19 protein-coding genes are annotated in these 22,475 nt (G+C 48.4%); 6 read left to right on the forward strand and 13 right to left on the reverse strand.

All coding sequences use genetic code 11. The annotated features are described in order from the left end of the window. Nucleotides 1-107: 107 nt before the first annotated feature. The 10 genes from SHEWMR4_RS14975 to rppH form a co-directional block, all read right to left on the reverse strand. Nucleotides 108-548, reverse strand: a complete 441-nt coding sequence (locus SHEWMR4_RS14975) for a protein YgfX (protein WP_011623606.1) — start codon at nucleotides 546-548, stop codon at nucleotides 108-110. After that, nucleotides 529-777: a succinate dehydrogenase assembly factor 2 gene (locus SHEWMR4_RS14980; protein WP_083757995.1), complete on the reverse strand. Its 249-nt coding sequence runs from the start codon at nucleotides 775-777 to the stop codon at nucleotides 529-531. The genes SHEWMR4_RS14975 and SHEWMR4_RS14980 overlap by 20 nt, the downstream gene beginning before the upstream one ends. 83 nt (nucleotides 778-860) lie before the next feature. Next, the gene (gene nhaR / locus SHEWMR4_RS14985; protein ID WP_011623608.1) at nucleotides 861-1,769 is read right to left on the reverse strand and encodes a transcriptional activator NhaR; all 909 of its coding nucleotides are present in this window, start codon (nucleotides 1,767-1,769) and stop codon (nucleotides 861-863) included. A 95-nt stretch (nucleotides 1,770-1,864) separates the two neighbouring features. Next, nucleotides 1,865-2,251, reverse strand: coding sequence for a hypothetical protein (locus SHEWMR4_RS14990; RefSeq protein ID WP_011623609.1), 387 nt, complete (start codon nucleotides 2,249-2,251; stop codon nucleotides 1,865-1,867). A gap of 2 nt (nucleotides 2,252-2,253) precedes the next feature. Further along, nucleotides 2,254-3,423, reverse strand: coding sequence for a Na+/H+ antiporter NhaA (gene nhaA, locus SHEWMR4_RS14995; RefSeq protein WP_011623610.1), 1,170 nt, complete (start codon nucleotides 3,421-3,423; stop codon nucleotides 2,254-2,256). A gap of 117 nt (nucleotides 3,424-3,540) precedes the next feature. After that, nucleotides 3,541-4,335: a thymidylate synthase gene (gene thyA, locus SHEWMR4_RS15000; protein WP_011623611.1), complete on the reverse strand. Its 795-nt coding sequence runs from the start codon at nucleotides 4,333-4,335 to the stop codon at nucleotides 3,541-3,543. Further along, a complete protein-coding gene (gene lgt / locus SHEWMR4_RS15005) occupies nucleotides 4,335-5,141 on the reverse strand; it encodes a prolipoprotein diacylglyceryl transferase (protein ID WP_011623612.1) in 807 nt (268 codons plus the stop codon). The genes thyA and lgt overlap by 1 nt, the downstream gene beginning before the upstream one ends. 45 nt (nucleotides 5,142-5,186) lie before the next feature. Further along, complete coding sequence (locus SHEWMR4_RS15010) at nucleotides 5,187-5,987, reverse strand: sulfite exporter TauE/SafE family protein (RefSeq protein ID WP_011623613.1); 801 nt, start codon at nucleotides 5,985-5,987, stop codon at nucleotides 5,187-5,189. A gap of 58 nt (nucleotides 5,988-6,045) precedes the next feature. Then, nucleotides 6,046-8,280 (reverse strand): phosphoenolpyruvate--protein phosphotransferase, encoded by a 2,235-nt coding sequence (gene ptsP / locus SHEWMR4_RS15015; protein ID WP_011623614.1) that lies wholly within the window; start codon nucleotides 8,278-8,280, stop codon nucleotides 6,046-6,048. A 23-nt stretch (nucleotides 8,281-8,303) separates the two neighbouring features. Next, a complete protein-coding gene (rppH, locus tag SHEWMR4_RS15020) occupies nucleotides 8,304-8,828 on the reverse strand; it encodes an RNA pyrophosphohydrolase (protein WP_011623615.1) in 525 nt (174 codons plus the stop codon). A 691-nt stretch (nucleotides 8,829-9,519) separates the two neighbouring features. On the opposite strand from rppH, the gene mutH reads away from it, so the two are divergent. Beyond that, nucleotides 9,520-10,191, forward strand: coding sequence for a DNA mismatch repair endonuclease MutH (gene mutH, locus SHEWMR4_RS15025; protein WP_011623616.1), 672 nt, complete (start codon nucleotides 9,520-9,522; stop codon nucleotides 10,189-10,191). Between the two features lie 123 nt (nucleotides 10,192-10,314). Next, nucleotides 10,315-11,382, forward strand: a complete 1,068-nt coding sequence (locus tag SHEWMR4_RS15030; RefSeq protein WP_041408833.1) for an adenylate/guanylate cyclase domain-containing protein — start codon at nucleotides 10,315-10,317, stop codon at nucleotides 11,380-11,382. Nucleotides 11,383-11,407: 25 nt separating this feature from the next. On the opposite strand, the gene oxyR is transcribed toward SHEWMR4_RS15030, so the two are convergent. From oxyR to SHEWMR4_RS15045, 3 genes are all read right to left on the reverse strand, one after another. Then, on the reverse strand, nucleotides 11,408-12,319 hold the full coding sequence (gene oxyR, locus SHEWMR4_RS15035) for a hydrogen peroxide-inducible genes transcriptional activator OxyR (RefSeq protein WP_011623618.1): 912 nt from the start codon (nucleotides 12,317-12,319) through the stop codon (nucleotides 11,408-11,410). A gap of 218 nt (nucleotides 12,320-12,537) precedes the next feature. Continuing rightward, nucleotides 12,538-12,903, reverse strand: coding sequence for an Hpt domain-containing protein (locus tag SHEWMR4_RS15040; protein WP_011623619.1), 366 nt, complete (start codon nucleotides 12,901-12,903; stop codon nucleotides 12,538-12,540). Nucleotides 12,904-13,087: 184 nt separating this feature from the next. Continuing rightward, nucleotides 13,088-14,017 carry a TIGR01212 family radical SAM protein gene (locus tag SHEWMR4_RS15045; RefSeq protein ID WP_011623620.1) on the reverse strand — a complete coding sequence of 310 codons (930 nt, stop codon included), beginning with the start codon at nucleotides 14,015-14,017 and terminating at the stop codon, nucleotides 13,088-13,090. A gap of 586 nt (nucleotides 14,018-14,603) precedes the next feature. Between SHEWMR4_RS15045 and gltB the strand changes: the two genes are divergently transcribed. The 4 genes from gltB to SHEWMR4_RS15075 all read left to right on the forward strand — a co-directional run bounded on the left by gltB (nucleotide 14,604) and on the right by SHEWMR4_RS15075 (nucleotide 22,447). After that, nucleotides 14,604-19,052, forward strand: a complete 4,449-nt coding sequence (gltB, locus tag SHEWMR4_RS15055) for a glutamate synthase large subunit (RefSeq protein ID WP_011623622.1) — start codon at nucleotides 14,604-14,606, stop codon at nucleotides 19,050-19,052. Nucleotides 19,053-19,058: 6 nt separating this feature from the next. Beyond that, nucleotides 19,059-20,465, forward strand: coding sequence for an FAD-dependent oxidoreductase (locus tag SHEWMR4_RS15060; protein ID WP_011623623.1), 1,407 nt, complete (start codon nucleotides 19,059-19,061; stop codon nucleotides 20,463-20,465). Nucleotides 20,466-20,712: 247 nt separating this feature from the next. Then, on the forward strand, nucleotides 20,713-21,423 hold the full coding sequence (locus SHEWMR4_RS15070; protein WP_011623624.1) for a 5'-methylthioadenosine/adenosylhomocysteine nucleosidase: 711 nt from the start codon (nucleotides 20,713-20,715) through the stop codon (nucleotides 21,421-21,423). Nucleotides 21,424-21,454: 31 nt separating this feature from the next. Further along, a complete protein-coding gene (locus SHEWMR4_RS15075; RefSeq protein WP_011623625.1) occupies nucleotides 21,455-22,447 on the forward strand; it encodes a cobalamin biosynthesis protein in 993 nt (330 codons plus the stop codon). The last annotated feature ends 28 nt before the right edge of the window (nucleotides 22,448-22,475 follow it).

The following is a 22,475-nucleotide window of genomic DNA, read 5'->3' on the forward strand; positions in this document are numbered from 1 at the left end:
CATAACGTAAATATTAAGCGGGCTAAATCTACTCAGATTTAGCCCGCTTTGTTTAGTCAAACTAAAATGGGATAAAACCTAACTATTGTTCATTGTTCAGATTTAGATTAAAAATGTTCGCTTTGGCTCGCAGCCTGAGTTTTAACCTTAAGCAATAGCCGGCACAAGTGGCGGTAATCCGTATCGCTAAACATATCGGCCCAAAGGGGTAAAAGATGCAACTTATCGGCGGACTGATAGTAAACTAAGCAAACAAAGGGCGTTACCCAAGTTCTGGGGAGCACATGGAACGCCTCCCCCGTCGAGAGCCAGCCTTTCCCTTTCCCATTGAGCTCAAAACGGCAATGCCAAGTCCTCAGTCGCCATAACTGATAGCCCAAGAATCCGAGGATTAAAACGGCGAATACCAACTTAAGCACAAGCCAAAATACGACATCTGTTTCAGGCCAGATCAGTAAAGAGGTACCGCAGACACAAACAAAAACGACCAACGAGAGTCGCTGGTCGAAGGAGGCTTTTACACTAAAACTATGGCGCCGCTCTGCCACGGACTTGCACTACCATACGGGCAAGCTCAGGATCTGGGCAGGCTTCATGACCCATAAACCAGGCAAATAATTCAGGATCTTCGCACTCGAGTAAACGTATAAACAGGGCCTTGTCTTCATCTGACAAGTCCTGATAAACATTTTCGACGAAAGGCTGGAACAAGACGTCTAATTCGAGCATTCCGCGGCGACATGCCCAGCGGACCCGTGCAATGTTCATTAACTCCAAGTTAATCTCTCCCAAAACAAAATTCGCCTTAGTCTACCAGTTCACGCCGTAGAGTGTCGATGCAAGCAGTGCTGAAACTCGGTTTAGCACTGCTGGACTTGGCTGTCTAATCCGGCAAATAAATCACTGAAATCCGTCTCTAATAGACGCTTCACCGCCGGATGTTGGATCATCCGCTCTGCGAACATGACATGGTATTCCTCTTTAACATCAAGAGTTTCACCGAGTAAATGCATGCCGTGGGAAATCACTTCTTGGGGATAAATCGACGGCGTAACGAAGATTCCACGTTTAAGGTAGCCAAAGGCCTTCATCATGGCCGCATCATCAAATTCGCCTAAGATACTGACCTTAAGATTTTGCTCATCGAACCAACGGTATAATTGTTGCCCAAGCGATGTTCTACGACCTGGGATCAGCAATTGTCCTTGCTCTAAACAAGCAGGGAAATCGGCGCTGTAGGTTTCTGCAGAAAAAAAACTCACGCCACACTCACCCAGCTTTTTCGATAAAATTTCGGGATATTTCAATGACTCACCCGCACAGTCTGAGAGGATCATATCCAATTTATGCTCGCGTAAACGGGTCATTAAACTTTCGTGAGTCGCCTCATAACAAGCAAGGTGCATGGAACCGTCATTAGGTACCACAGAAAGTAATACTCGACTCGCCAGGGCTTTAGACAAGGCATCGGCAATACCAACTTCAAACAAAATCGCATCATCTTTTTGATAGTTCAGTAAATCGAGCATCTCATAACTGAGGGAAAACATCTTATCGGCATAGCGAAACACCAGTTCCCCAAGTTCAGTCGCTTCTAAATTTCGTCCGACACGTTTGAATAAACTACCATTTAACCTGTCTTCTAGGGCGCGAATTTGGCCTGTGATGGTTTGTGGCGCTAAACAAAGAGCTTCTGCGGCCTTAGCCACTGAACCCTTCTTCTTGATCATCCAGAAATAATAAAGATGGTTGTAATTAAGATGCAGCATCGCCAATAAGCTTCCTCTAAGGGATGCCGCAACCCTTAAGGCTGCGGCATGTCGGATCGCAATGACTCAGCTTACCAAATGATGAGTCTGTAGCGCTATTTTAAACGCTGACAATCCAATAAGTTAATGACAATTCCTTGCAGCTGGTCTAAATCGGCTGCCGTGCCCGTGCTAACCGCCTCCGTCACCCCAGAGACTAAACTGTCTCTATCCGGAATACGGTTGGCACAATAGGTGCGATTCGCCTCCTGGAAACGTTTACCGCCGCGGTACTTGAGTGCTCTAGACTCATAACCATTGGTTTCAAGCCTTGCACCTAATGCCTCAGATTTAAACATTAGTGCGCCATCGACTATACCCTCAAGGTAGCTTTGACAGGTTTGTGATGCGACATCCTTGTTACACGCATCAATCTGCGAAGCCATCGCACTTGAAGAGACTGTTAATAGTGCTGCCACTCCTACTAATTTCAAATTTATCATAGTTATACTCCTTGTTTTGGTAACACTTTTGATAACCAGAAATACCCGATCAAGGCCGCAAGAATCGAGCCGATCAAGGTGCCAAGGCGTGCTAAGTCGCCGTACATAGGGTCTGCTTGCTCAAATGCCAACGAAGCAATAAACATCGACATAGTAAAACCAATACCACACATAGCCGCTACTGGCGCAATCTGCTTCCAACCAATTCCATTAGGCAATTGCGCCAATCTTAGTTTGACGGCCGCGTAACTAAACAGCATCACACCAATCGGCTTACCTAACATGAGTCCCAATGCAATACCAACTGGCACAGGGGAGATCAGTGTATTTAGGCTCATGTTTCCTAAGGCCACCCCCGCATTCGCAAACGCAAATACTGGCAGGATCAGAAAGGTGCTCCAAGGGTGCAAGCTATGCTCTAAGTGCTCAGAAGGTGAGCTTCCGTCTTTTGCACGCAGCGGAATACAGAAGGCAATAATCACCCCGGCTAAAGTCGCGTGTACTCCAGACTTTAATACCGCCACCCACAGAACGAGTCCTAATACCCCATAGGGGGCTAATGCGGTCACGCCTTTACGGTTTAAGGCAACTAAACCAACAATCGCAATGCTGGCAATAATCAGGCTAATGGTCGAGAGATCGGTGCTGTAGAAGAGCGCAATAATCACAATCACGCCTAAGTCATCGATGATGGCGAGCGCCAACAGGAAGACCTTCAATGCCACAGGCACACGGCTACCCAGCAGCGCCATGATACCCAAGGCAAAAGCGATATCGGTAGCCGCAGGAATCGCCCAGCCCGCTTGTGTCACAGGATCGCCATAGTTAAATAGCAGATAAATGCCTGCTGGTACTAACATGCCACCAATCGCTGCGAAGGTTGGCAGCGAAGCCTGTGCGACACTCGATAGAGCACCTTCCAACAGTTCACGCTTAACCTCTAAACCAATCAGTAAGAAAAACAATGCCATTAGGCCATCGTTAATCCACAACAACAGCGGTTTATGCAGATCGAGTGCACCAACACGGACTTGTACTTCAGTACCGAGAAATCCTTGATAGAGCCCCGCGAGAGGAGAATTGGCCATCAGCATGGCTAAGGCAACAGCAACTAATAATAGGATGCCACCAGCCGATTCTTGGCTCAGAAAATTTCTAATTGCTTTTTCCATCTTGCACTCCAAAAAATCATAATGAATTGAGTGTAGACGAAGAAAAAGGACAAGTATAATCGATAGTTTCGACAAAACACCTCGTTAATTCCGAGGTGTTAGTCGATTATTTCGCCATCAAACGGCGACAGGCGCTTTGATATGCGGGTGCGGATCGTAGTTGGTCAGCTCGAAATCTTCGAATTGATAATCGAAAATAGAGGCCGGTTTACGCAGGATAGTCATAGTAGGCAAAGGTCTTGGCTCGCGGCTTAACTGCAACGCCGTTTGTTCCATATGGTTGGAGTACAAGTGGGTGTCGCCGCCCGTCCACACAAAGTCACCCAAAGCTAAATCGCATTGCTGTGCCACCATCATGGTCAGCAGCGCATAACTGGCGATATTGAAAGGTAAGCCTAAGAACACATCACAGCTACGCTGGTACAGCTGGCAAGATAATTTACCGTCGGCAACATAGAATTGGAAAAAGGCATGGCAAGGTGCCAACGCCATTTTATCCAGCTCGCCCACGTTCCACGCCGAGACAATCAAACGACGCGAGTCAGGTTGAGATTTGATTTGTGCGATCACCTGAGCGATTTGGTCGATAGCATCGCCACTTTGGGTCGGCCAGCTGCGCCACTGCGCGCCATAGACAGGGCCTAAATCGCCGTTTTCATCGGCCCATTCGTCCCAAATACTGACCTTATTATCACGCAGATAAGCAATATTGGTATCACCCTTCAGGAACCACAATAGCTCATGAATAATTGAACGCATATGACACTTCTTGGTGGTCACTAAGGGGAAGCCCTTACTCAAATCGAAACGCATTTGATAGCCAAACACCGAGCGAGTGCCGGTACCTGTACGGTCTGATTTATCCACACCTTCGGCTAAGATGTGCTTCATCAAGTCTAAATACTGTTGCATTACTGCTTACCCTCTGGACGAAGAATGAGATATAAACCGAAGAGGACCATCGGCACAGATAGGATCTGACCCATCGTCATAAAGCCCCAGTAGAGACCTAACTGCGCATCAGGTTGTCTTACGGTTTCAACAATCACACGGAAAATCCCGTATCCGAGTAAGAACATGCCCGACACGGCGCCGACTTTCTTCGTTCGTTTACTGAACCAATAGAGGAGCAGGAATAAGGCTACCCCTTCAAGGGCGAATTGATAGAGTTGTGATGGATGACGAGGTTCTGGTCCACCACTTGGGAACACCATGGCCCAAGGGACATCGGTGACTCGGCCCCATAACTCACCGTTAATAAAGTTACCGATACGGCCCGCACCTAAGCCGATAGGCACCACGGGCGCCACCATATCTGCGACCGCAAAGAAGGTACGCTTTTGCTTCCAGGCGATATAAATCATGGCGGTAATAACCCCCATCAGACCGCCGTGAAAAGACATACCACCTTCTGAAATCTTAAACAAATACATTGGGCTAGCGAGGAAATAATCGAAATGATAGAAGAGCACGTAGCCGATGCGGCCACCTAAAATCACCCCTAAAAAGCCATAAAACAGCAAATCGGAAACCTGTTCCCTCGACCATAAACCATTGGAGCGGTCAGCCTGACGATTGAGTAACCACATGGCGGCGACAAAGCCAACTAAGTAAGTAAATCCATACCAACGTAGGGCGGGTTCAAAGGTTTGTCCAAAAATATCAAAGGGGCCAAACTTCACGATCACAGGATCGATATTAGGAAAATTCAATGCCATAACTTATCCATCAACAGCCTCAAATTGAGGGCTAAATACTAAAAATCAGCTCAGAATTAATTTGAGACCGACACACAGGAGTAAAAGTGCAAATATTTTTTTAAGGACCGAGGTAGGCCAAGTGCTTGCCGCCTTAACGCCTACTGGAGCCATTAAAATAGAGGTTATGATTAAGCCAAACAGCGCGGGTAAATAGATATACCCTAAGGTTCCCTCGGGGAGATCCGGCGCGTTAAAGCCCGCGATTATATACCCTAAGCTGCCCGACAAGGAGATTAATAATCCGGTTGCGGCAGAAAATCCCACCGCAAGGCGCATCTGCAAACCAAAATAGGTTAAAAACGGCACTAACAAGACGCCACCGCCAATTCCCATTAACCCTGCTATAACGGCAACAATCATGGCCACCACAAACAAAATCGCCGAGTTTGGTAGCTCTCGGTTCGATTCGGTTTTAAAGGGATAAGCCATTTGAATCGCCATTAACATCACAAATACCGCAAACCCTTGTCTGAGGGTCGCCGCAGGGATTTGTTCGGCAATAAAGCCGGACATCAAGGCGCCGAGAATAATCCCCGGGAACATGGTTCGAAACAATCCCCAGGGCACATTACCGCGTTTATGGTGCGCTCTTGCAGAAGAAATCGAGGTTAAAATAATCGCCGCAAGGGATGTGGCAATCGCAATATGGGGTAACTGAGCCGAAGTGATACCGACAGAAGGTAAGATATAAAGCAGTGCGGGCACGACAATTAAGCCACCACCAATGCCCAATAACCCCGCCATAAAACCGACAAATGCGCCTAAAGCCAAGCAAATAAAGAACACCGACAGCAAACTATCCACACGGGTACCTACAGCGTGATTAAGTGAAGCCTTAGCTTAAAGCAAAAGGCGCGATTAGTTAATTAAGAATTGTGGCCAATCCCTGCTGTGTTAAATATTCTTTAACCAACTCACGCACTTGGAAACCATTTGATAGGCTCAAAGCCTGCGACAAGAGTTGCGTCAAATCGGCGCGAGACACACGGCGCAGCAGGTAATTTATCCGGGCTAAACTGCCTTGGTTCATACTCAAATGCTGATATCCCATCGCCACCAACAGAATCGCCCCCATGGGTTCCCCCGCCAGCTCGCCACAGATACTAATATCGAGTTCATGGTAGTCACAATCGAGCCGAGCCTGGTGCAGCGCCCGAAGAATGCCTGGATGATAACTATCAAACAGGGAACTCACCCTTGGGTTGTTACGATCTACTGCGAGTAAATATTGGGTCAAATCGTTACTGCCGACCGACACAAAATCGACGCGTTTTGCGACTTCATCTAACTGATATAATAGCGCAGGAACTTCGAGCATAATGCCAATGCGCGGCATTTCAATCTGGCTGTTCACATCGTTCTTGAGTTCAACATAGGCCTGCTCTAAATAGGCCAAGGATTGATCAATTTCATCTAAGTTACTGACCATAGGCAGTAAAATACTGAGCTGCTTGCCCTCTCCGCCCGCTTGCAACATAGCTCTTAGCTGTACGAGGAACAGCTCGGGATGATCCAATGATAAGCGGATACCGCGCCAGCCTAGGAAGGGGTTATCTTCTTTGATCGGGAAATAAGGCAGCGGCTTATCGCCCCCCACGTCTAAGGTACGCATCACCACAGGGCGAGCCGATGCCGCCGATAACACCTGTTGATAGACTTTTACCTGCTCGGACTCACTCGGAAAACGCTGCTGTAGCATAAAGGGAATTTCGGTGCGATAGAGCCCGATACCATCGGCGCCTTCGGCGATTTCAGAGGCGACGCCACTGAGTAAGCCAGCGTTAAGATATAAACGAATACGCGTACCATCGAGCATGACTGACGGCAGGGCTAACTCCTGCGCGTATTGGCGTTGCAACGCCTTTTGCGCCGAAATCAAACTGCGATATTCGCTCACAATGGCGGGCGATGGCGACACCATCAATTGCCCACGGCTGGCATTGACCACTAATAACTTCTGGTCAATATCGGCCGACAACAATTGCTCAACGCCGGTAATGGCGGGCACGCCTAGTGCGCGCGCTAAAATGGCCGCATGGGAGTTAACGCCCCCCAGTTCAGTGACAATACCGGCTAATTTTTGTCGAGGGAATTCCGCCAGCAATGTGGCATCCGCTTCACGGGTAACGAGAATCACCGGCTTATCGGGTTCAAGCTCTAAACGCTCGGGTTCGATTAACTGCCTTAATACCTTTTGCCCAAGGTCACGAATATCACTCGCCCGCTCCTTCAGGTAGGGATCTTCCATCGCTAAAAACTGTTGAATATAACGCAGCGAAACTCGGCTGACCGCCGATTCGGCTTCCCAGCCCTGCTGCACTTCACGGGCATATTCACCACCTAGGCTGGCATCATCGAGCAGCAGCTGCAAGGCATTGAATATCGAGGCTACTTCTTCATCCTGCTCACGGTCGAAACGTTGAGATAAGGCGCCGATTGCCTCTTTACAACGCCCCATTGCCGCCACTAATCGGCTGGATTCGAGGGCAATATCCTCGCAGCGTACATCGGGCTGCTCGAGGGAAATTTCGCCACCGAGCACTAAGGCATGGGCAATAGCGATACCGCTTGATGCTGAGGTGCCCTGGAATAAAATCTGTTGATGCAGCGAACTGACTTGTGCCTTTTGCTTTAATCCTCTAATCGCCATCGCGAGCTGCGCGGCCAAGGTCATTAAGAAGGCTTCTTCCCCTTCGCTAAACTGCCGCGCGCTGGCCTGCTGCACCACAATCACGCCAACTACGGCTTTTTGATAAATAATGGGGACGGCTAAAAAGGCACGGTATTCTTCTTCAGCGACTTCGGGGAAGAGTTTAAAGCGTGGATGCAAACGCGCATCGGCGAGGTTTACGGCTTCTTCGCGTTCAGCGGCCAAGCCAACCAAACCTTGGGTTAACGGCATGCGTACACGCCCAACGGCACTCTTTTCGAGGCCATCGGTGGCTGATAATACGAGTTCTTGCTGATCTAGGATGTAGACCGAGCAACATTGGGTTTCCATCGCCGCTTTGGTCGATGAAACTAGGACTTCTAATGCGGTTTCTAAGCTGTGGGCGGACGCCACAGCTTGAGTAATATCCCTGAGCGTATTTAACACTGTTTTCAATCCTCTTTTGAAAATCAGCCCGTTGTTCTTTGTCTTACCCGCTTCCTCGGAATTTCCTGGGTTTGGAATGACAATGCCGTTACCGCAAATTCTTTCATGACCTTACGATAAACATCACGCTTAAATGAGACAACTTGCCGCACAGGATACCAATAACTTACCCAACGCCAATCGTCAAACTCAGGGTGGCCTGAAGAACTTAAATTAATCGCACTATCTTGGCTTTTGAGTTGTAACAGAAACCATTTTTGTTTTTGGCCGATACACACAGGCTTGCTGTCCTGCCTCACTAAACGTTTAGGTAAACGATATCTCAACCAAGAACGGGTCGAGGTTAATATAGTGACATGCTCAGGTCTTAAGCCTACTTCCTCATACAATTCACGGTACATCGCCTCTTCGGCCGTCTCACCATCATCGACGCCGCCCTGAGGAAATTGCCATGAATGTTGTCCGAATCGTCTGGCCCACATGACTTGGCCGTATCTATTACAAATTATTATGCCCACATTTGCGCGAAAGCCGTCGCTATCAATCACATGGACTCCAAATAAGGATAACTTTTAATAAACCGATTGTTTCACAAAGCCAGTCTCTCAGCAAACCTCTATTTACAGCTATTTTTTGGATAAATACCCTCAACTTACTACTTTATCAACAATCCAAGGGTTTCAACCTTGGGGATATCCACATTTTCTGTGGATATCTCTGTTTGAAACTAGGGTAAACTAGGTATATCGTTCAAAAAACATCAAATATCGTTCATGACAGTCTGCTTATTTAAATAAAATAAAAAATTTAAAATCATAAAGTTACATATAATCAGCGTAAGAATATGTGACTTAAAAACTAAAAAGCTCACTTTTTGACCTAATGCAAATTATGCGATTTCATCCGAGTAACACCTAAATGTTATACACAGAGCTCTCCCAAAATTACCCACACTCCCGAGGAAAAATGCCCCTTTTAGCCATTGACTCACGATTTTCAATCGGTTAAAGCCCACTGCATTGTGAGTTATCCATAATATCTGTGGATAAATATGTGAGAAACGCAAGGGAAAACCGAGAGTAACTTTGAACACTTTCGCAGGCATTGGATTGCAAACTGACAACCAATATTAAAATCATGCACTTACAGATTTCTCTATGAGTACAATCTTATCCTTTTTTGAGTGCTTAATTTTTAACCTCTGTTGCTAAGCACCTATTTTCCAGTAAAATTCGCCCTATGAAACCGATAATCCCCCCTCAAAATCTGAGCGAACTGCTCGAACGTGCCAATATGATGGCCGGCATCTCTTTGGCCCAAATAGCAGCTCACCGCGGGATTACTGTGCCTAAGGATCTGAAGCGAGATAAGGGCTGGGTCGGACAACTCATTGAAATGGAGTTAGGTGCAACAGCTGGCTCAAAACCCGAGCAAGACTTTCTCCACCTCGGTGTTGAGCTAAAAACCATTCCCATCGATAGCAAAGGCAAACCACTGGAAACCACCTATGTGTGTGTGGCGCCGCTAACCAATATCGAAGGCTTAACTTGGCAAGACAGCTTAGTGTGTCACAAGTTACAGCGTGTGCTCTGGGTACCCGTTGAGGGCGAGCGGCATATTCCTGTGGGAGATCGTCGAGTCGGCACCCCCATATTGTGGGAGCCTGATCTCCAAGAGCAAAGGTTACTGCAACAGGATTGGGAGGAGATAATGGAACTTATCGCCTTAGGTAAAGTGGAAAAACTCACCGCAAGGCATGGCGAAGTGTTGCAACTGCGCCCTAAAGCCGCCAACAGTAAGGCGCTGACCCAGAGCATTGCCGAGGACGGTAGCCTGAAAATGACCAATCCACGGGGTTTCTATTTAAAGACCGCTTTTACCGCCATGCTATTAAATAAGGTATTTGGTTAAATTTTCGTAGCTATATAGCGTTGGATTGATCCAGATCACAAATATCACTGGCACTCTAGTGATGATTTTCTATAAACTACGGCATTCTGAAATATATGGCCGTATTCGGATACAAAACCCGTAGTGAGAGCACGTAGACAAGCGAAAAAACTTCTTTTTGCGATATTAGCTTGGGCGATAGCCATGGCTGCTTTCGTGTTTTTCCGATATGCCCAGTCGCCAGAGTTACCGCAATGGGCTGTGGGTTCGGCCGATCTCGCGACGCTTGCCGTCTACATGGGTATCATTTTTGGCAGCCTTCATTGGATGTCTAATTTGATCGCCGACTTTAGTGCAATCAATCGTCTTCCTTATGTCTTCTCGGTGATTTTTAAAGGTTTGTTCCTGTTGCTCGGAGCGACGACCTTAGCCTATATGACCCAATTTTTGAATATGTGGGCCATTGAAAACCATATGTCGACCCTAAGACAAATGCTCACGGCACATATTCTCTATAGTCCTTCCTTCCAAGCGCTGATCGTCTACTTAGTCGTTGTGCGAGTCAGCTTAGCCTTTGTCGAACAAATGGCACTCTTGGTTGGGCCACGCATTTTGCTCAATATTGGTTTAGGCAAGTACCATAAGCCGAGATACGAACAGCGTTTATTCCTATACTTAGATATGGTTGCATCGACAACCCATGCTGAATCCCTCGGGGATTATCGTTTTAGTCGCCTGATCCAAGATAGTTTTAGCCTGCTGTCGGATACTGTGAGCAATAACGAAGCGGAAATTTATCGCTATATGGGCGATGCCGTCTTGATCCACTGGCCGTTAGAAGAAGGCGTAGTACACGACCGCTGCATGAATATCTATTTTGAATTTAGCCAGCAATTAAATTGGCAGCGACGTTACTTTGAAGAGCACTATGGTTTTGTGCCTAAATTTAAGGCAGCGGCCCACTGTGGACAAGTAGTTGCAGCGGTTGTTGGCGTGCAAAAACAAGAAATTAGCTTCTTTAGTGATGTGCTAAATACCTTAGCCAGACTTCAAGATCAGTGTAACCCACTGGGGCAACGCATGCTGATTTCTGGTGCGTTGGCGGGCCGACTCGACAATCCCAATAGCGAATACCGCTTAACTAATTTGGGTCCAGTCAAACTAAAGGGGAAACAACACTCGATTGAAGTGTTTGGCGTTTCCCCTCTCTAATTTCAACTCACTGAACGTACAGCCATTATTCCATGTCTTTGGTTAACAGCTTTTGGATAAGCAAACCTAAGGTACGGAAGGTCAAAATTCGGCTGGTTGTTTGTCGCCAGACTAAACCGATATCGCGGTAAGGCGCTTCACCGGGCGGAGTCATCACCACCAGATCGGTATCGTTTAAAATACCAGCATCGATCGCCATTTGCGGTAAGAAAGTCGTGCCCAGTTTGCTATTCACCATTTGCACTAGGGTATGCAGACTGGTCGCCGCAAAGGGATTCACCTTCGCACTGTCACCTAACTGACAAGCGGTAATCGCATGCCCCGTAATGCAGTGTTCACTCTGCAGCAGGAAGATACTCTCATCGGGCAATGTTTGGTAATCGATAGGCTGATGAATGCCGCCTGCCAAGTCTTTATGGATCACCATCTTAAAGGGATCTATCCCCACTTTCATGCTGTGATAACCACTGGTATCCACGGGCAAGGCAAGGATCAGTAAATCCAACTCCCCCTTACCTAAGGCATCGAGCAAACGCTCCGTCGTGTCCTCTTTGAGCAATAAACTCATCGCCGGATAAGCTTGCTGACATTGCTTAACCACGCGGCTTAATAAAAATGGCGCAATCGTTGGAATACAGCCTAAGCGAATATCCCCCGTCATTGGTTCGCCCTGGTTTTTAACCAGTTCGACTAAATCATCCACATCCGTGAGGATTTTACGGGAGCGTTGCACGACTTCTTCACCAATTGCGGTGAACATAAAGGATTTATGATCACGTTCAATCAATTGATGACCAAGCTGTTCTTCAAGATTCTGGATCCCACTCGACAGCGTTGATTGGCTAACAAAGCACACCTTAGCGGCGCGGTTAAAATTCTGTTCTTGGTGAAGATTCACCAAATAGAATAAATTCTTGAGGCTAGGTAAATTTTTCATTTAATCGATTGCCACTAAGGTTATGAATTAATAAATTTAATCAACTCTAGCATAAGTTATCAACTAAAACGCGGCTGAATTACTCAATAGTGTGAGCAAAATCGATTTTCAATCAAAGGAAAATGCACTAGGTGACTTATAGACGACAAACGGATGGAATGAAGGCAGGAAATGAGACTATCGAGGTGCAACCTGAAGCTGCACCTCTAGGCGACAAACTAGGCTTTAGCCTGTAGGAATTGCTTTAACTGCTGCAGATCGGCACTTGCAAATTCAACAATTTGCGCGACCCAAGTTGCATGTTCTGTTTCCCAACGAGCTTCTTCACCATGTTGGAGTAACTGGGCAATTTGCTGAATACGTTTTAAACCCACCGATCCAGCCGCACCTTTAAACTTATGGGCTTCGGAGCATAAAGTGTCCTTATCCGCAGCTTCGTTAGCCTTTACCAGATTCCCAACATACTCAGGCATTAATTGCTCAAATAATACCACGCTCTTTAGTAGAGTTCCGGCACCAATCGCGCTGCAATACTGTTCTAACGTATTGAGATCCAGGATTGTTTCTAATTCAACTGTGGCCATCTAGGCCTCCCTTAAGTAGTCCAATGCTTAAAACACGTTTATGACATGATACCCACTAAAATTGTCAGTGCAACTTATAGCAGCATTTGTGGTCAAAAGGCGTTTAGTTTAACAAAAAATCAACCATTTCAAACACTCTCAGCGATGAGCCTATATTGAACGGGCCTCTCTAACGCATATCCTATTATGGTCGCGCTAATGCAGCCCCTTGTCCACCCTTACACGCAAGATCCTCAACAATTGCCACTAAACCATTCCAGCGATAGCCACACCAATCGGGCGCGAGTAGTATCGGTTTTTTCGCATAGGCGGTCACCCGATGAAAAATCACCTCTTTCGGTGTATGCCGAACCAATTCGCCGACACAAGCCGCATACTCCTCAATACTGAGCAAAGGTAAGCGCCCTGCGCGCCAAGCTTTCGCCATCGTACTGCCCTCCACCACATGTAATGGATGTAACTTTAAGCCATCGACGCCCTGCGCCAGCACCGCCTGCAGTGTCGCCATATAATCGAGGTGAGTTTCACCGGGTAAGCCTAAGATAAGGTGGGTACAGACTTTTACCCCTCGACTTCTGGCCCGTGCAACTGTATCGCAATAACAGGCAAAATCGTGCCCACGGTTAATCTTATGCAAGGTGCTATCATTGGCGGTTTGCAATCCAAGCTCCAGCCAAACATCGACGCCCTTTTGCTGATAACTCGCTAATAAATCTAACACATTGTCTGGCACACAGTCAGGACGAGTGCCGACACACAGGCCCACAATCTCACTGTCCTTGACCGCTTCATCGTATTTAGCCATCAACATTTGATACTCATCATAGGTGCTCGTATAGGCTTGAAAATAGGCGATAAATTTATCTGCGTTCAGCTTAGGTTTCGCCTCTTTATAACGGGCTTTCCCCTGCCGTAATTGCTCACTAATGCTGAGCGTTTCCGCCTGCTGATAACTAAAGGAGGCCACATTGCAAAAGGTACAACCGCCACGTCCCAGAGTGCCATCACGGTTAGGGCAAGTGAATTTTGCATCTATGGTGAGCTTACGTAATCGCTCGCCGTATTTAGCCTTACACACGGCACCAAATGTGTTTACGTATGCATCGAGCCCCATTAGCTCGCCCGCCAAATTTCATGTCGTTTCATTAAAAATAACCAAGATAAAATCATAAAAAAGAAGGAGTAAAGACGTGTGTTTAGATGAAAAAACTCATGATAAACAAAGCGAGCACACATTTCTTGGTGGTAAATCAAACTCCCATAATATTCACCCAGACCCAGCTCAAAACCTGAGCCATTGCTCACAGTGTCTTTACACTCCGTGATTTCGCTCACAAGCAAAAAGAATAACAATTCACTTATTTCATATTTTTATACAAACACTGTATTTGCAATAAAAATCACTATTTCTAAATCAAAAACAATCCTTATTTATGTTGCATTTTAGTAACTACTGAGTTTTGCAATTTTTAAAATTCTTTTTATTCATAACGTTATACAGCATTTTAGTCAGTTAACGTTAACGTCAAGCAATTGTGTTTTGTGTATGAAACATGAATTTATACCCATATTTTATGCAAAATTTTGGTTTGACCTTTAGTTAATCTCAGGATAATTTGGGTGGTTCGGGTGCATATCTATAGAAAGTCTTTACATTTCTCCCGAGTAGTAATTTCGTTGAGGTCAAGGGAGGTTTTTGTATGAGCTTATATCATCCCAGTTTTGAGCGGGACAATTGTGGTTTTGGCTTGATTGCACAAATGGATGGCGAAGCCAGCCATCGTATCGTGCGCACCGCCATCCATGGCCTCGATCGCATGAAACACCGTGGCGGTATCGCCTCTGACGGTCGAACTGGGGACGGCTGTGGTTTATTAATGCAGCTACCATTGCAATTCTTTGAAGCCATTGCCGCGGAAAATGACTGGCACCTGAGCCGTAAATTCGCCGTTGGCATGTTGTTTTTAAGCCAAGATGAAGAACTGGCCGACCAAGCCAAGTTTATTCTCGAACGCGAACTCGAGCGTGAAACCTTAAGCATTGCCGGTTGGCGTAAAGTCCCCGTCAATCCAGAGGTATTGGGTGAGATTGGTAAATCGAGCCTGCCGCAAATCTATCAAGTCCTGATCAACGCCCCAATTGGCTGGCGTGAGAAAGATCTTGAGCGTCGCCTCTACATGGCTCGCCGCCGTTTAGAGCAACAAATTACTGACGATAAAGACTTTTATGTCGCGAGTCTTTCAGGCCAAGTCATAGTCTACAAAGGCTTGATGATGCCTGCCGACTTGCCCGCATTCTATCCTGACCTTGCCGACATCCGGTTGAAGAGCTCTATTTGTTTATTCCATCAACGCTTTTCAACCAATACTTCACCTAAATGGCCACTCGCTCAGCCCTTTAGATATCTTGCCCATAACGGCGAGATCAACACTATTACCGGTAACCGCCAATGGGCCCGTGCACGTGCCTACAAATTTAATTCGCCGCTGCTGCCCGATTTACAACAGGCGGCACCCTTTGTGAATGAAACGGGCTCAGATTCATCCTCCCTCGACAATATGCTCGAGATGCTGCTCTCAGGCGGTATGGACCTATACCGCGCCATGCGTTTGCTTATTCCGCCAGCGTGGCAAAGTAACCCAGAGATGGATGACGAGCTAAAAGCCTTTTATGACTTTAACTCCATGCATATGGAACCCTGGGACGGCCCAGCGGGTATCGTCATGACCAACGGTCGCCACGCCGCTTGCGCAGTGGATCGTAACGGTCTTCGTCCATCACGTTATGTGATCACCAAAGATCGTATCCTCACCCTCGCCTCCGAAGTGGGCATTTGGGACTACGCCGCCGATGAAGTGATTGAAAAAGGCCGCGTCGGCCCGGGTGAACTGTTAGTGTTAGATACTCTCAATGGTCGTCTGTACCAGTCATTCGAAATCGATAACGATCTTAAGCGTCGCCACCCCTATAAAGAGTGGATGGCGAAAAACAGCCGTACTCTAATCCCAGCAGAGCAGTTGGCAACGGAGCAACATGGCGCCAGCGAATTAAGCGCTGAGCAACTGCTGCAATACCAAAAGCAATTTGGTTACACCCGCGAAGAGCTTGAACAAGTAATTTGGGTGCTGGCAAAACAAGGCGAAGAAGCGACAGGTTCCATGGGCGACGATACACCAATGGCCGTATTGTCGAAAAAGTCACGCTCGCTCTATGACTATTTCCGACAGAAATTCGCTCAAGTCACTAACCCGCCTATCGATCCGCTGCGTGAAAAGCACGTGATGTCTCTGGCGACCTGTATCGGCCGCGAGCAAAACCTCTTCAACGAAACCACTGGCCATGCTTATCGAGTGATGTTCAACTCACCGATATTATTATTCAGTGATTTCAATCAATTACTCGGATTAGATAGCACTTACTATCGCGCCAATATCGTCGATTTAAATTACGATCCGAAGGAAGGCTTAGAACACGCTATCCGCCGCATCACCTCGGAAGCCGAACGTTTAGCTCGCAGTGGCACCACGCTGCTGATTTTATCCGACCGCGCGATTGATAAATCGGCGCAGGTGATCCCGGCGGCCATGGCGGTTGGCGCTGTACAACAAATGCTGGTGAGCAAGAGCCTGCGCTGCGATACCAACATCATTGTTGAGACCGCATCGGCGCGGGATCCGCACCACTTTGCGGTGCTGCTCGGTTTTGGTGCCACGGCGATTTATCCGTATCTAGTGTATGAATCAATCTCAGATCTGGCGAAACGCCATCAACTGACCGATACCACGGCGCTGATGCTGAACTTCCGCTACGGCATAGAGAAAGGCCTGCGTAAGATCATGTCGAAGATGGGGATCAGCACCGTCGGCTCCTACCGTTGTAGCCAACAGTTTGAGGCCATTGGTATTGCCAGCGATGTAATTGAACTCTGCTTTAAAGGGGTAGTGAGCCGCATCGAAGGCGCCAGCTTTGAGGATATCGCTCAAGATCAAGCGCTGCTGCATAAGGCCGCTTACCGCGCCCATGTGCCGCTGCCACAAGGCGGTTTACTCAAATACGTTGATGGCGGTGAGTACCACTGCTTCAACCCAGATGTGGTCAACACGCTGCAAGCATCCTTAATCGACAAGAATTTTGCGACCTATAAGAAGTTCGCCGAATTAGTCGATAACCGCCCAGTCGCCACCCTAAGGGATTTGATTGGCATTAAGGCTGACCAAGCCGCGATTGAACTGGATAAGGTCGAGGCTGCCAGCCACTTATTCCCACGCTTTGACAGCGCGGCCATGAGTATCGGCGCCCTAAGCCCCGAGGCCCATGAGGCATTAGCCATCGCCATGAACCGTTTAGGTGGCCGCTCTAACTCGGGCGAAGGTGGTGAAGATGCTCGCCGTTTTAATACCGAACGTAACTCGGCGATTAAACAAATTGCGTCGGCACGTTTTGGCGTAACCGCCCATTACCTAGTCAATGCCGATGTGCTGCAGATTAAAGTTGCACAGGGCGCAAAACCCGGTGAAGGCGGACAACTGCCAGGCCATAAGGTGAGTGTGGAAATTGCAGGGCTGCGCCACGCGCGCCCAGGTGTAACCTTGATTTCACCACCACCACACCATGATATTTACTCTATCGAAGACTTAGCACAGCTGATTTTCGACTTAAAACAAATCAATACCAAGGCACTGATCTCCGTGAAGTTAGTGTCTGAGCCTGGTGTCGGCACTATCGCCACGGGTGTGGCAAAAGCCTACGCCGATATGATCACTATTTCTGGCTACGATGGCGGCACGGGCGCAAGCCCTATCACCTCGGTGAAATACGCCGGCAGCCCATGGGAACTCGGCCTTGCCGAAGTGCATCAATCTCTGGTGGAAAATGGTCTGCGCCATAAGATCCGCTTGCAGGTCGATGGCGGCCTAAAAACCGGTACCGATGTTATCAAGGCGGCCTTACTCGGCGCCGAGAGCTTCGGATTCGGGACTGTGCCCATGATTGCCTTAGGTTGTAAGTACCTGCGTATTTGCCACCTGAACAACTGCGCAACCGGTGTCGCGACTCAGGACAAGAAACTGCGCGATAACCACTACCACGGCTTACCAGAGCGAGTGATGACTTACTTTGAGTTTGTCGCCGAGGAAGTGCGCGAATGGATGGCAACGCTAGGGGTCAGCAAGTTCGAAGACTTAGTCGGCCGCAGTGAGTGGCTACATACCTTGGAAGGCCAGACCGATAAGCAACGTGGACTCGATTTAGCGCCGATCCTGTATCAGCCAAAGGTCAGAGCCAGCACCTCGCGCACTTGGCAGGAAACCAATCCACCAGCGGATTTAGGCTTACTCAACCAACATCTGCTCAACGAGTGCCAGAATGCGGTCGATAAGGGCGAGTGTTTCGATGCCGCATACAGTATCAACAATACTGACCGCTCAGTGGGCGCACGCCTATCGGGCTATATCGCCAGCACCCTTGGCGTTAAAGGCACTAAGGCCCCGATTAAACTCAGCTTTAATGGCAGTGCCGGCCAAAGCTTTGGGGTATGGAACAGCCCAGGTCTTGAACTCAAGCTCTGCGGTGATGCCAACGACTACGTCGGTAAAGGCATGTCGGGCGGCAAGATTGTGATTTATCCACCGCTAGGGAGCCCGTTCCAGAGCGAGCGCAGCGCGATTGTCGGTAACACTTGTCTGTATGGCGCGACTGGCGGACGCTTCTTCGCAGCGGGTCAAGCGGGTGAACGCTTCGCGGTACGTAACTCGGGCGCCATCGCCGTAGTTGAAGGCTTAGGCGATAACGGCTGCGAATACATGACCAGCGGTATCGTTGTTGTGCTCGGCAAAACCGGGGTTAACTTCGGCGCAGGGATGACGGGCGGTTTTGCCTATGTCTTCGACCAATTTGGCCGCTTTAACCGCCGCGTGAATAACGAGCTTGTCGATACCCAAAAACTCGAGTCTCCTATCCATCAACAGCATTTGAAAGGCTTGATTGAAGAGCATGTGGCCGAGACCGGCAGTGAGCACGCGAAGATGATCTTAAGCGACTTTGCCAACTGGTTAGATTGCTTTGTTTTAGTGAAACCGAAAAATATCGCCGTTGCAGATCTGCTCAAATTAGAGCAATCGAGCCCGGAACTAGCAGTTAAAGCGGGGTAATAGCAGATGAGTAACGATTTTCAATTTATTGAAGTGGGTCGTAAAGACCCAACTAAACACCCTGCAGCAAAGCGTTCGACTCAGTTTATTGAGATTTATCAGCCCTTTGCTCAAGCTCAGGTGACTGAACAGGCGGACCGTTGTCTGGATTGCGGTAACCCTTATTGTGAGTGGAAATGCCCGCTGCACAACTATATTCCCAACTGGCTAAAGCTGGCACAGCAGGGCCGGATCATGGAGGCGGCGGACTTAGTCCATGAAACCAATACCCTGCCCGAGATCTGCGGCCGCGTCTGTCCACAGGACAGACTCTGTGAAGGGGCTTGTACCCTAAACGCCGACTTTGGCGCCGTGACTATCGGTAATGTCGAGAAATACATTACCGATACCGCCATCGCCCAAGGCTGGCGTCCGGATATGAGCAAGGTCACGCCGCGCAAGGAAAAGGTCGCGATTGTGGGCGCTGGCCCTGCAGGTTTAGGCTGCGCCGATATTCTTGCCCGTAATGGGGTTAAGGCTGTGGTGTTTGATAAGTATCCCCAGATTGGTGGCCTGCTGACCTACGGTATTCCCTCCTTTAAACTGGATAAAGCCGTGATGGCAACTCGCCGCACTGTGTTAGAAGGCATGGGCATCGAGTTCAAGCTGGGCGTCACTGTGGGTAAGGACGTCGCCTTTAACCAGCTGCTTGAGGAATACGATGCTGTCTTCCTCGGTATGGGGACCTACACCGCCATGAAAGCGGGCCTTGAGGGCGAAGACGCCCAAGGCGTGTACCAAGCCCTGCCCTACTTGATTGGCAATACCCATCACCTGATGGGCAGCAGTAATCCAGACACCCCTTACCTCAACCTTGCCGGTAAGCGCGTCGTGGTACTCGGTGGTGGTGATACCGCCATGGACTGTGTTCGCACCGCTGTTCGCCAAGGAGCCAGCAGTGTGATTTGTGCCTATCGCCGTGATGAAGCCAACATGCCGGGTTCACGCCGCGAAGTGCAAAACGCCCGTGAAGAGGGAGTGAACTTCCTGTTTAACCGTCAACCCGTGGCGATTAAAACCCAGGACGGTAAAGTGGTGGGTGTGGAATGCGTTGAAACCCAAATGGGTAAAGCCGATGCGAGTGGCCGTCAACGTGCCGAAGCGATTGAAGGCAGTGAGCAGTTACTCGATGCCGATGCGGTGATTATCGCCTTCGGTTTCCAACCTAGCCCTGCGCCTTGGTTTGCCGATTACGGCATTGAACTCGACCAATGGGGCCGAGTGAAAGCCAGTAAACAGGCCGATAACCCATTCCAAACTACCAATCCGAAGGTATTTGCTGGCGGGGATATGGTCCGTGGCTCGGATCTGGTTGTGACCGCAATTGCCGAAGGACGTGATGCCGCGCAAGGCATTCTTAACTACTTAGATTAATTGTTTTTTGTTGTACCGCTGTACCTGTGAGTCTCGGACTCGTACCCACGAGTCCACCATTTGCTTGTGAATTTTGGCGCACCTTAGGGTGCGCATTTTTTTACCTTCCGCGCGTTTTATCCCACCCCAATCAAGCAATCGCAATCCCACAATAACGTCAAAGCATAACTGTGGTATATTAGCCGCCATTCTGTTATCCCACTCTTTTAGTGGCATCACACATTCAGTTGAATCAAAAGGGTCTCCCATGAAAATTGGTATTATTGGCGCAATGGAGCCAGAAGTTGCCCATCTTATTGCGGCTATGACAAACGCCTCATCACAAACGATCGCGGGTATTGAATTTATCGCAGGCACCTTAGCGGGCAAAGACGTAGTAGTGACACGCTCTGGTATTGGTAAAGTCGCTGCCAGTATCGCAACCACACTGCTGATTGAGAAATACGCCCCCGATGCGGTAATCAACACAGGTTCTGCGGGCGGTTTTGTCGATTCACTGTCGATTGGCGATATCGTGATTTCATCCGAAGTGCGCCACCACGATGTGGATGTCACCGCATTTGGTTACGAAATTGGCCAAATGGCGCAGCAACCCGCGGCGTTTATTCCGGCGCCATACTTAGTCGAAGCGGCCAATAAGGCCATCAAACAATTAGGTGAAGTGAAAGCCATTGAAGGCTTAATCTGCACTGGCGATAGCTTTATTTGCGATCCAGTACGTACCAAGACCATGCTGGAACACTTCCCGACTATGGCAGCCTGTGAGATGGAAGGCGCGGCGATTGCTCAAGTGTGTCATCAGTTTGGCGTGCCATTTGTGGTGATCCGCTCACTCTCAGACAACGCTAACAATGACTCTCCAGTCGACTTCGATTCTTACATTGTAAAGGCTGGCTACCATTCGGCACTGATGGTGATGTTACTGCTTGAGCAATTAGATCCAAATTCAGTAAAGTAATTGGCTAAAGCATGATCGTGGAAAGTACCTGATGCACAGCTCTTCTTTTTATCAACAACTTGTCGAAATTGATGGCGCTTTGTTTGAGGGCTTCTTGGTACTTTTCTTTGCTTTACTGCTGGCGCGTTTAGCGCCATTACCTAGGGAAATGCAGCCGCTGATTTGGTTTAGTCACTTAGCCAAACAGCTCGCCGCCAAAGTTAATCGCCCCGGACGCGCCCCCAGCCAACAGGCAACCGCAGGCTTTTTAGCCATGTTGCTGTTGGTGTTTCCCTTCTGGGCGATTATCACTTTTTTGCTCGAACTTGCCGCCTTCCCTTGGTTCTTTGAGTTTTTGGTCCTGTATCTGTGTTTGACGGATGCAGGCTTTAGCCAAGTCGCCGACGAAATTTCTAAGGCATTGAAACGCCAGGATAATGCCAGCGCAAAAAAGCTATTACAGCCGTGGGTTGTCCGAGATACGGATAATCTGTCGGAAGTCGGCTTAACCAAGGCCACGATAGAAAAGCTTGCTACCGCGCCGATTTACGGCACAGCATCGACTATCTTTTTCTTTGCGATCGCAGGCGCCCCTATGGTGCTGGCGGTCAGAATGATTAAACAACTCGAACTCAGTTGGCCGCCCATTCAACCTAAGTACCAACAGTTTTGCAGTTCAGTGCACCTTATCTCCACGGCGCTGCTGGCAATCCCCGCCTGGTTATGGAGCCTATCAATTGCGATTCAGGGCGGTCCAAAAGCCTTAGCATTGCTGTTTCGCACCTCTAAAAATCATCCTGCCCTGCGGGGTTATGTGATGAGCGTGTCCTTAGTCGCGAATATTTTACGCATTGAATTGGCAGGGCCGCAGAAATTTTCGGGACAACGTATTGATGTAGCAAAGATTGCCTATGGGCCGCAGCCGCACCAAGAGATGATTGCTCCCGCGGTGAAACTCACCTCACGTGCCTGCGCTATCTGGTTTAGCTTTATTACCCTGATCCCCATCATTTGGGCAGGTTTACGCTGGCTACAAACCCTGTGATATGATGCCTTTAATCTTAACATTAGGT

This window comes from Shewanella sp. MR-4, assembly GCF_000014685.1.
In the GTDB taxonomy this organism is placed as follows: Bacteria; Pseudomonadota; Gammaproteobacteria; order Enterobacterales; family Shewanellaceae; genus Shewanella.

Coding starts and splice junctions, on each gene's coding strand:
- lgt (WP_011623612.1), bottom strand. CDS start 5,141: ATGGCATTGAATTTTCCTAATATCGATCCTGTGATCGTGAAGTTTGGC.
- oxyR (WP_011623618.1), bottom strand. CDS start 12,319: ATGAAAAATTTACCTAGCCTCAAGAATTTATTCTATTTGGTGAATCTT.
- mutH (WP_011623616.1), top strand. CDS start 9,520: ATGAAACCGATAATCCCCCCTCAAAATCTGAGCGAACTGCTCGAACGT.
- SHEWMR4_RS15060 (WP_011623623.1), top strand. CDS start 19,059: ATGAGTAACGATTTTCAATTTATTGAAGTGGGTCGTAAAGACCCAACT.
- SHEWMR4_RS15045 (WP_011623620.1), bottom strand. CDS start 14,017: ATGGGGCTCGATGCATACGTAAACACATTTGGTGCCGTGTGTAAGGCT.
- nhaA (WP_011623610.1), bottom strand. CDS start 3,423: ATGGAAAAAGCAATTAGAAATTTTCTGAGCCAAGAATCGGCTGGTGGC.
- SHEWMR4_RS14990 (WP_011623609.1), bottom strand. CDS start 2,251: ATGATAAATTTGAAATTAGTAGGAGTGGCAGCACTATTAACAGTCTCT.
- thyA (WP_011623611.1), bottom strand. CDS start 4,335: ATGCAACAGTATTTAGACTTGATGAAGCACATCTTAGCCGAAGGTGTG.
- SHEWMR4_RS15040 (WP_011623619.1), bottom strand. CDS start 12,903: ATGGCCACAGTTGAATTAGAAACAATCCTGGATCTCAATACGTTAGAA.
- SHEWMR4_RS15075 (WP_011623625.1), top strand. CDS start 21,455: ATGCACAGCTCTTCTTTTTATCAACAACTTGTCGAAATTGATGGCGCT.
- SHEWMR4_RS15070 (WP_011623624.1), top strand. CDS start 20,713: ATGAAAATTGGTATTATTGGCGCAATGGAGCCAGAAGTTGCCCATCTT.
- nhaR (WP_011623608.1), bottom strand. CDS start 1,769: ATGCTGCATCTTAATTACAACCATCTTTATTATTTCTGGATGATCAAG.
- gltB (WP_011623622.1), top strand. CDS start 14,604: ATGAGCTTATATCATCCCAGTTTTGAGCGGGACAATTGTGGTTTTGGC.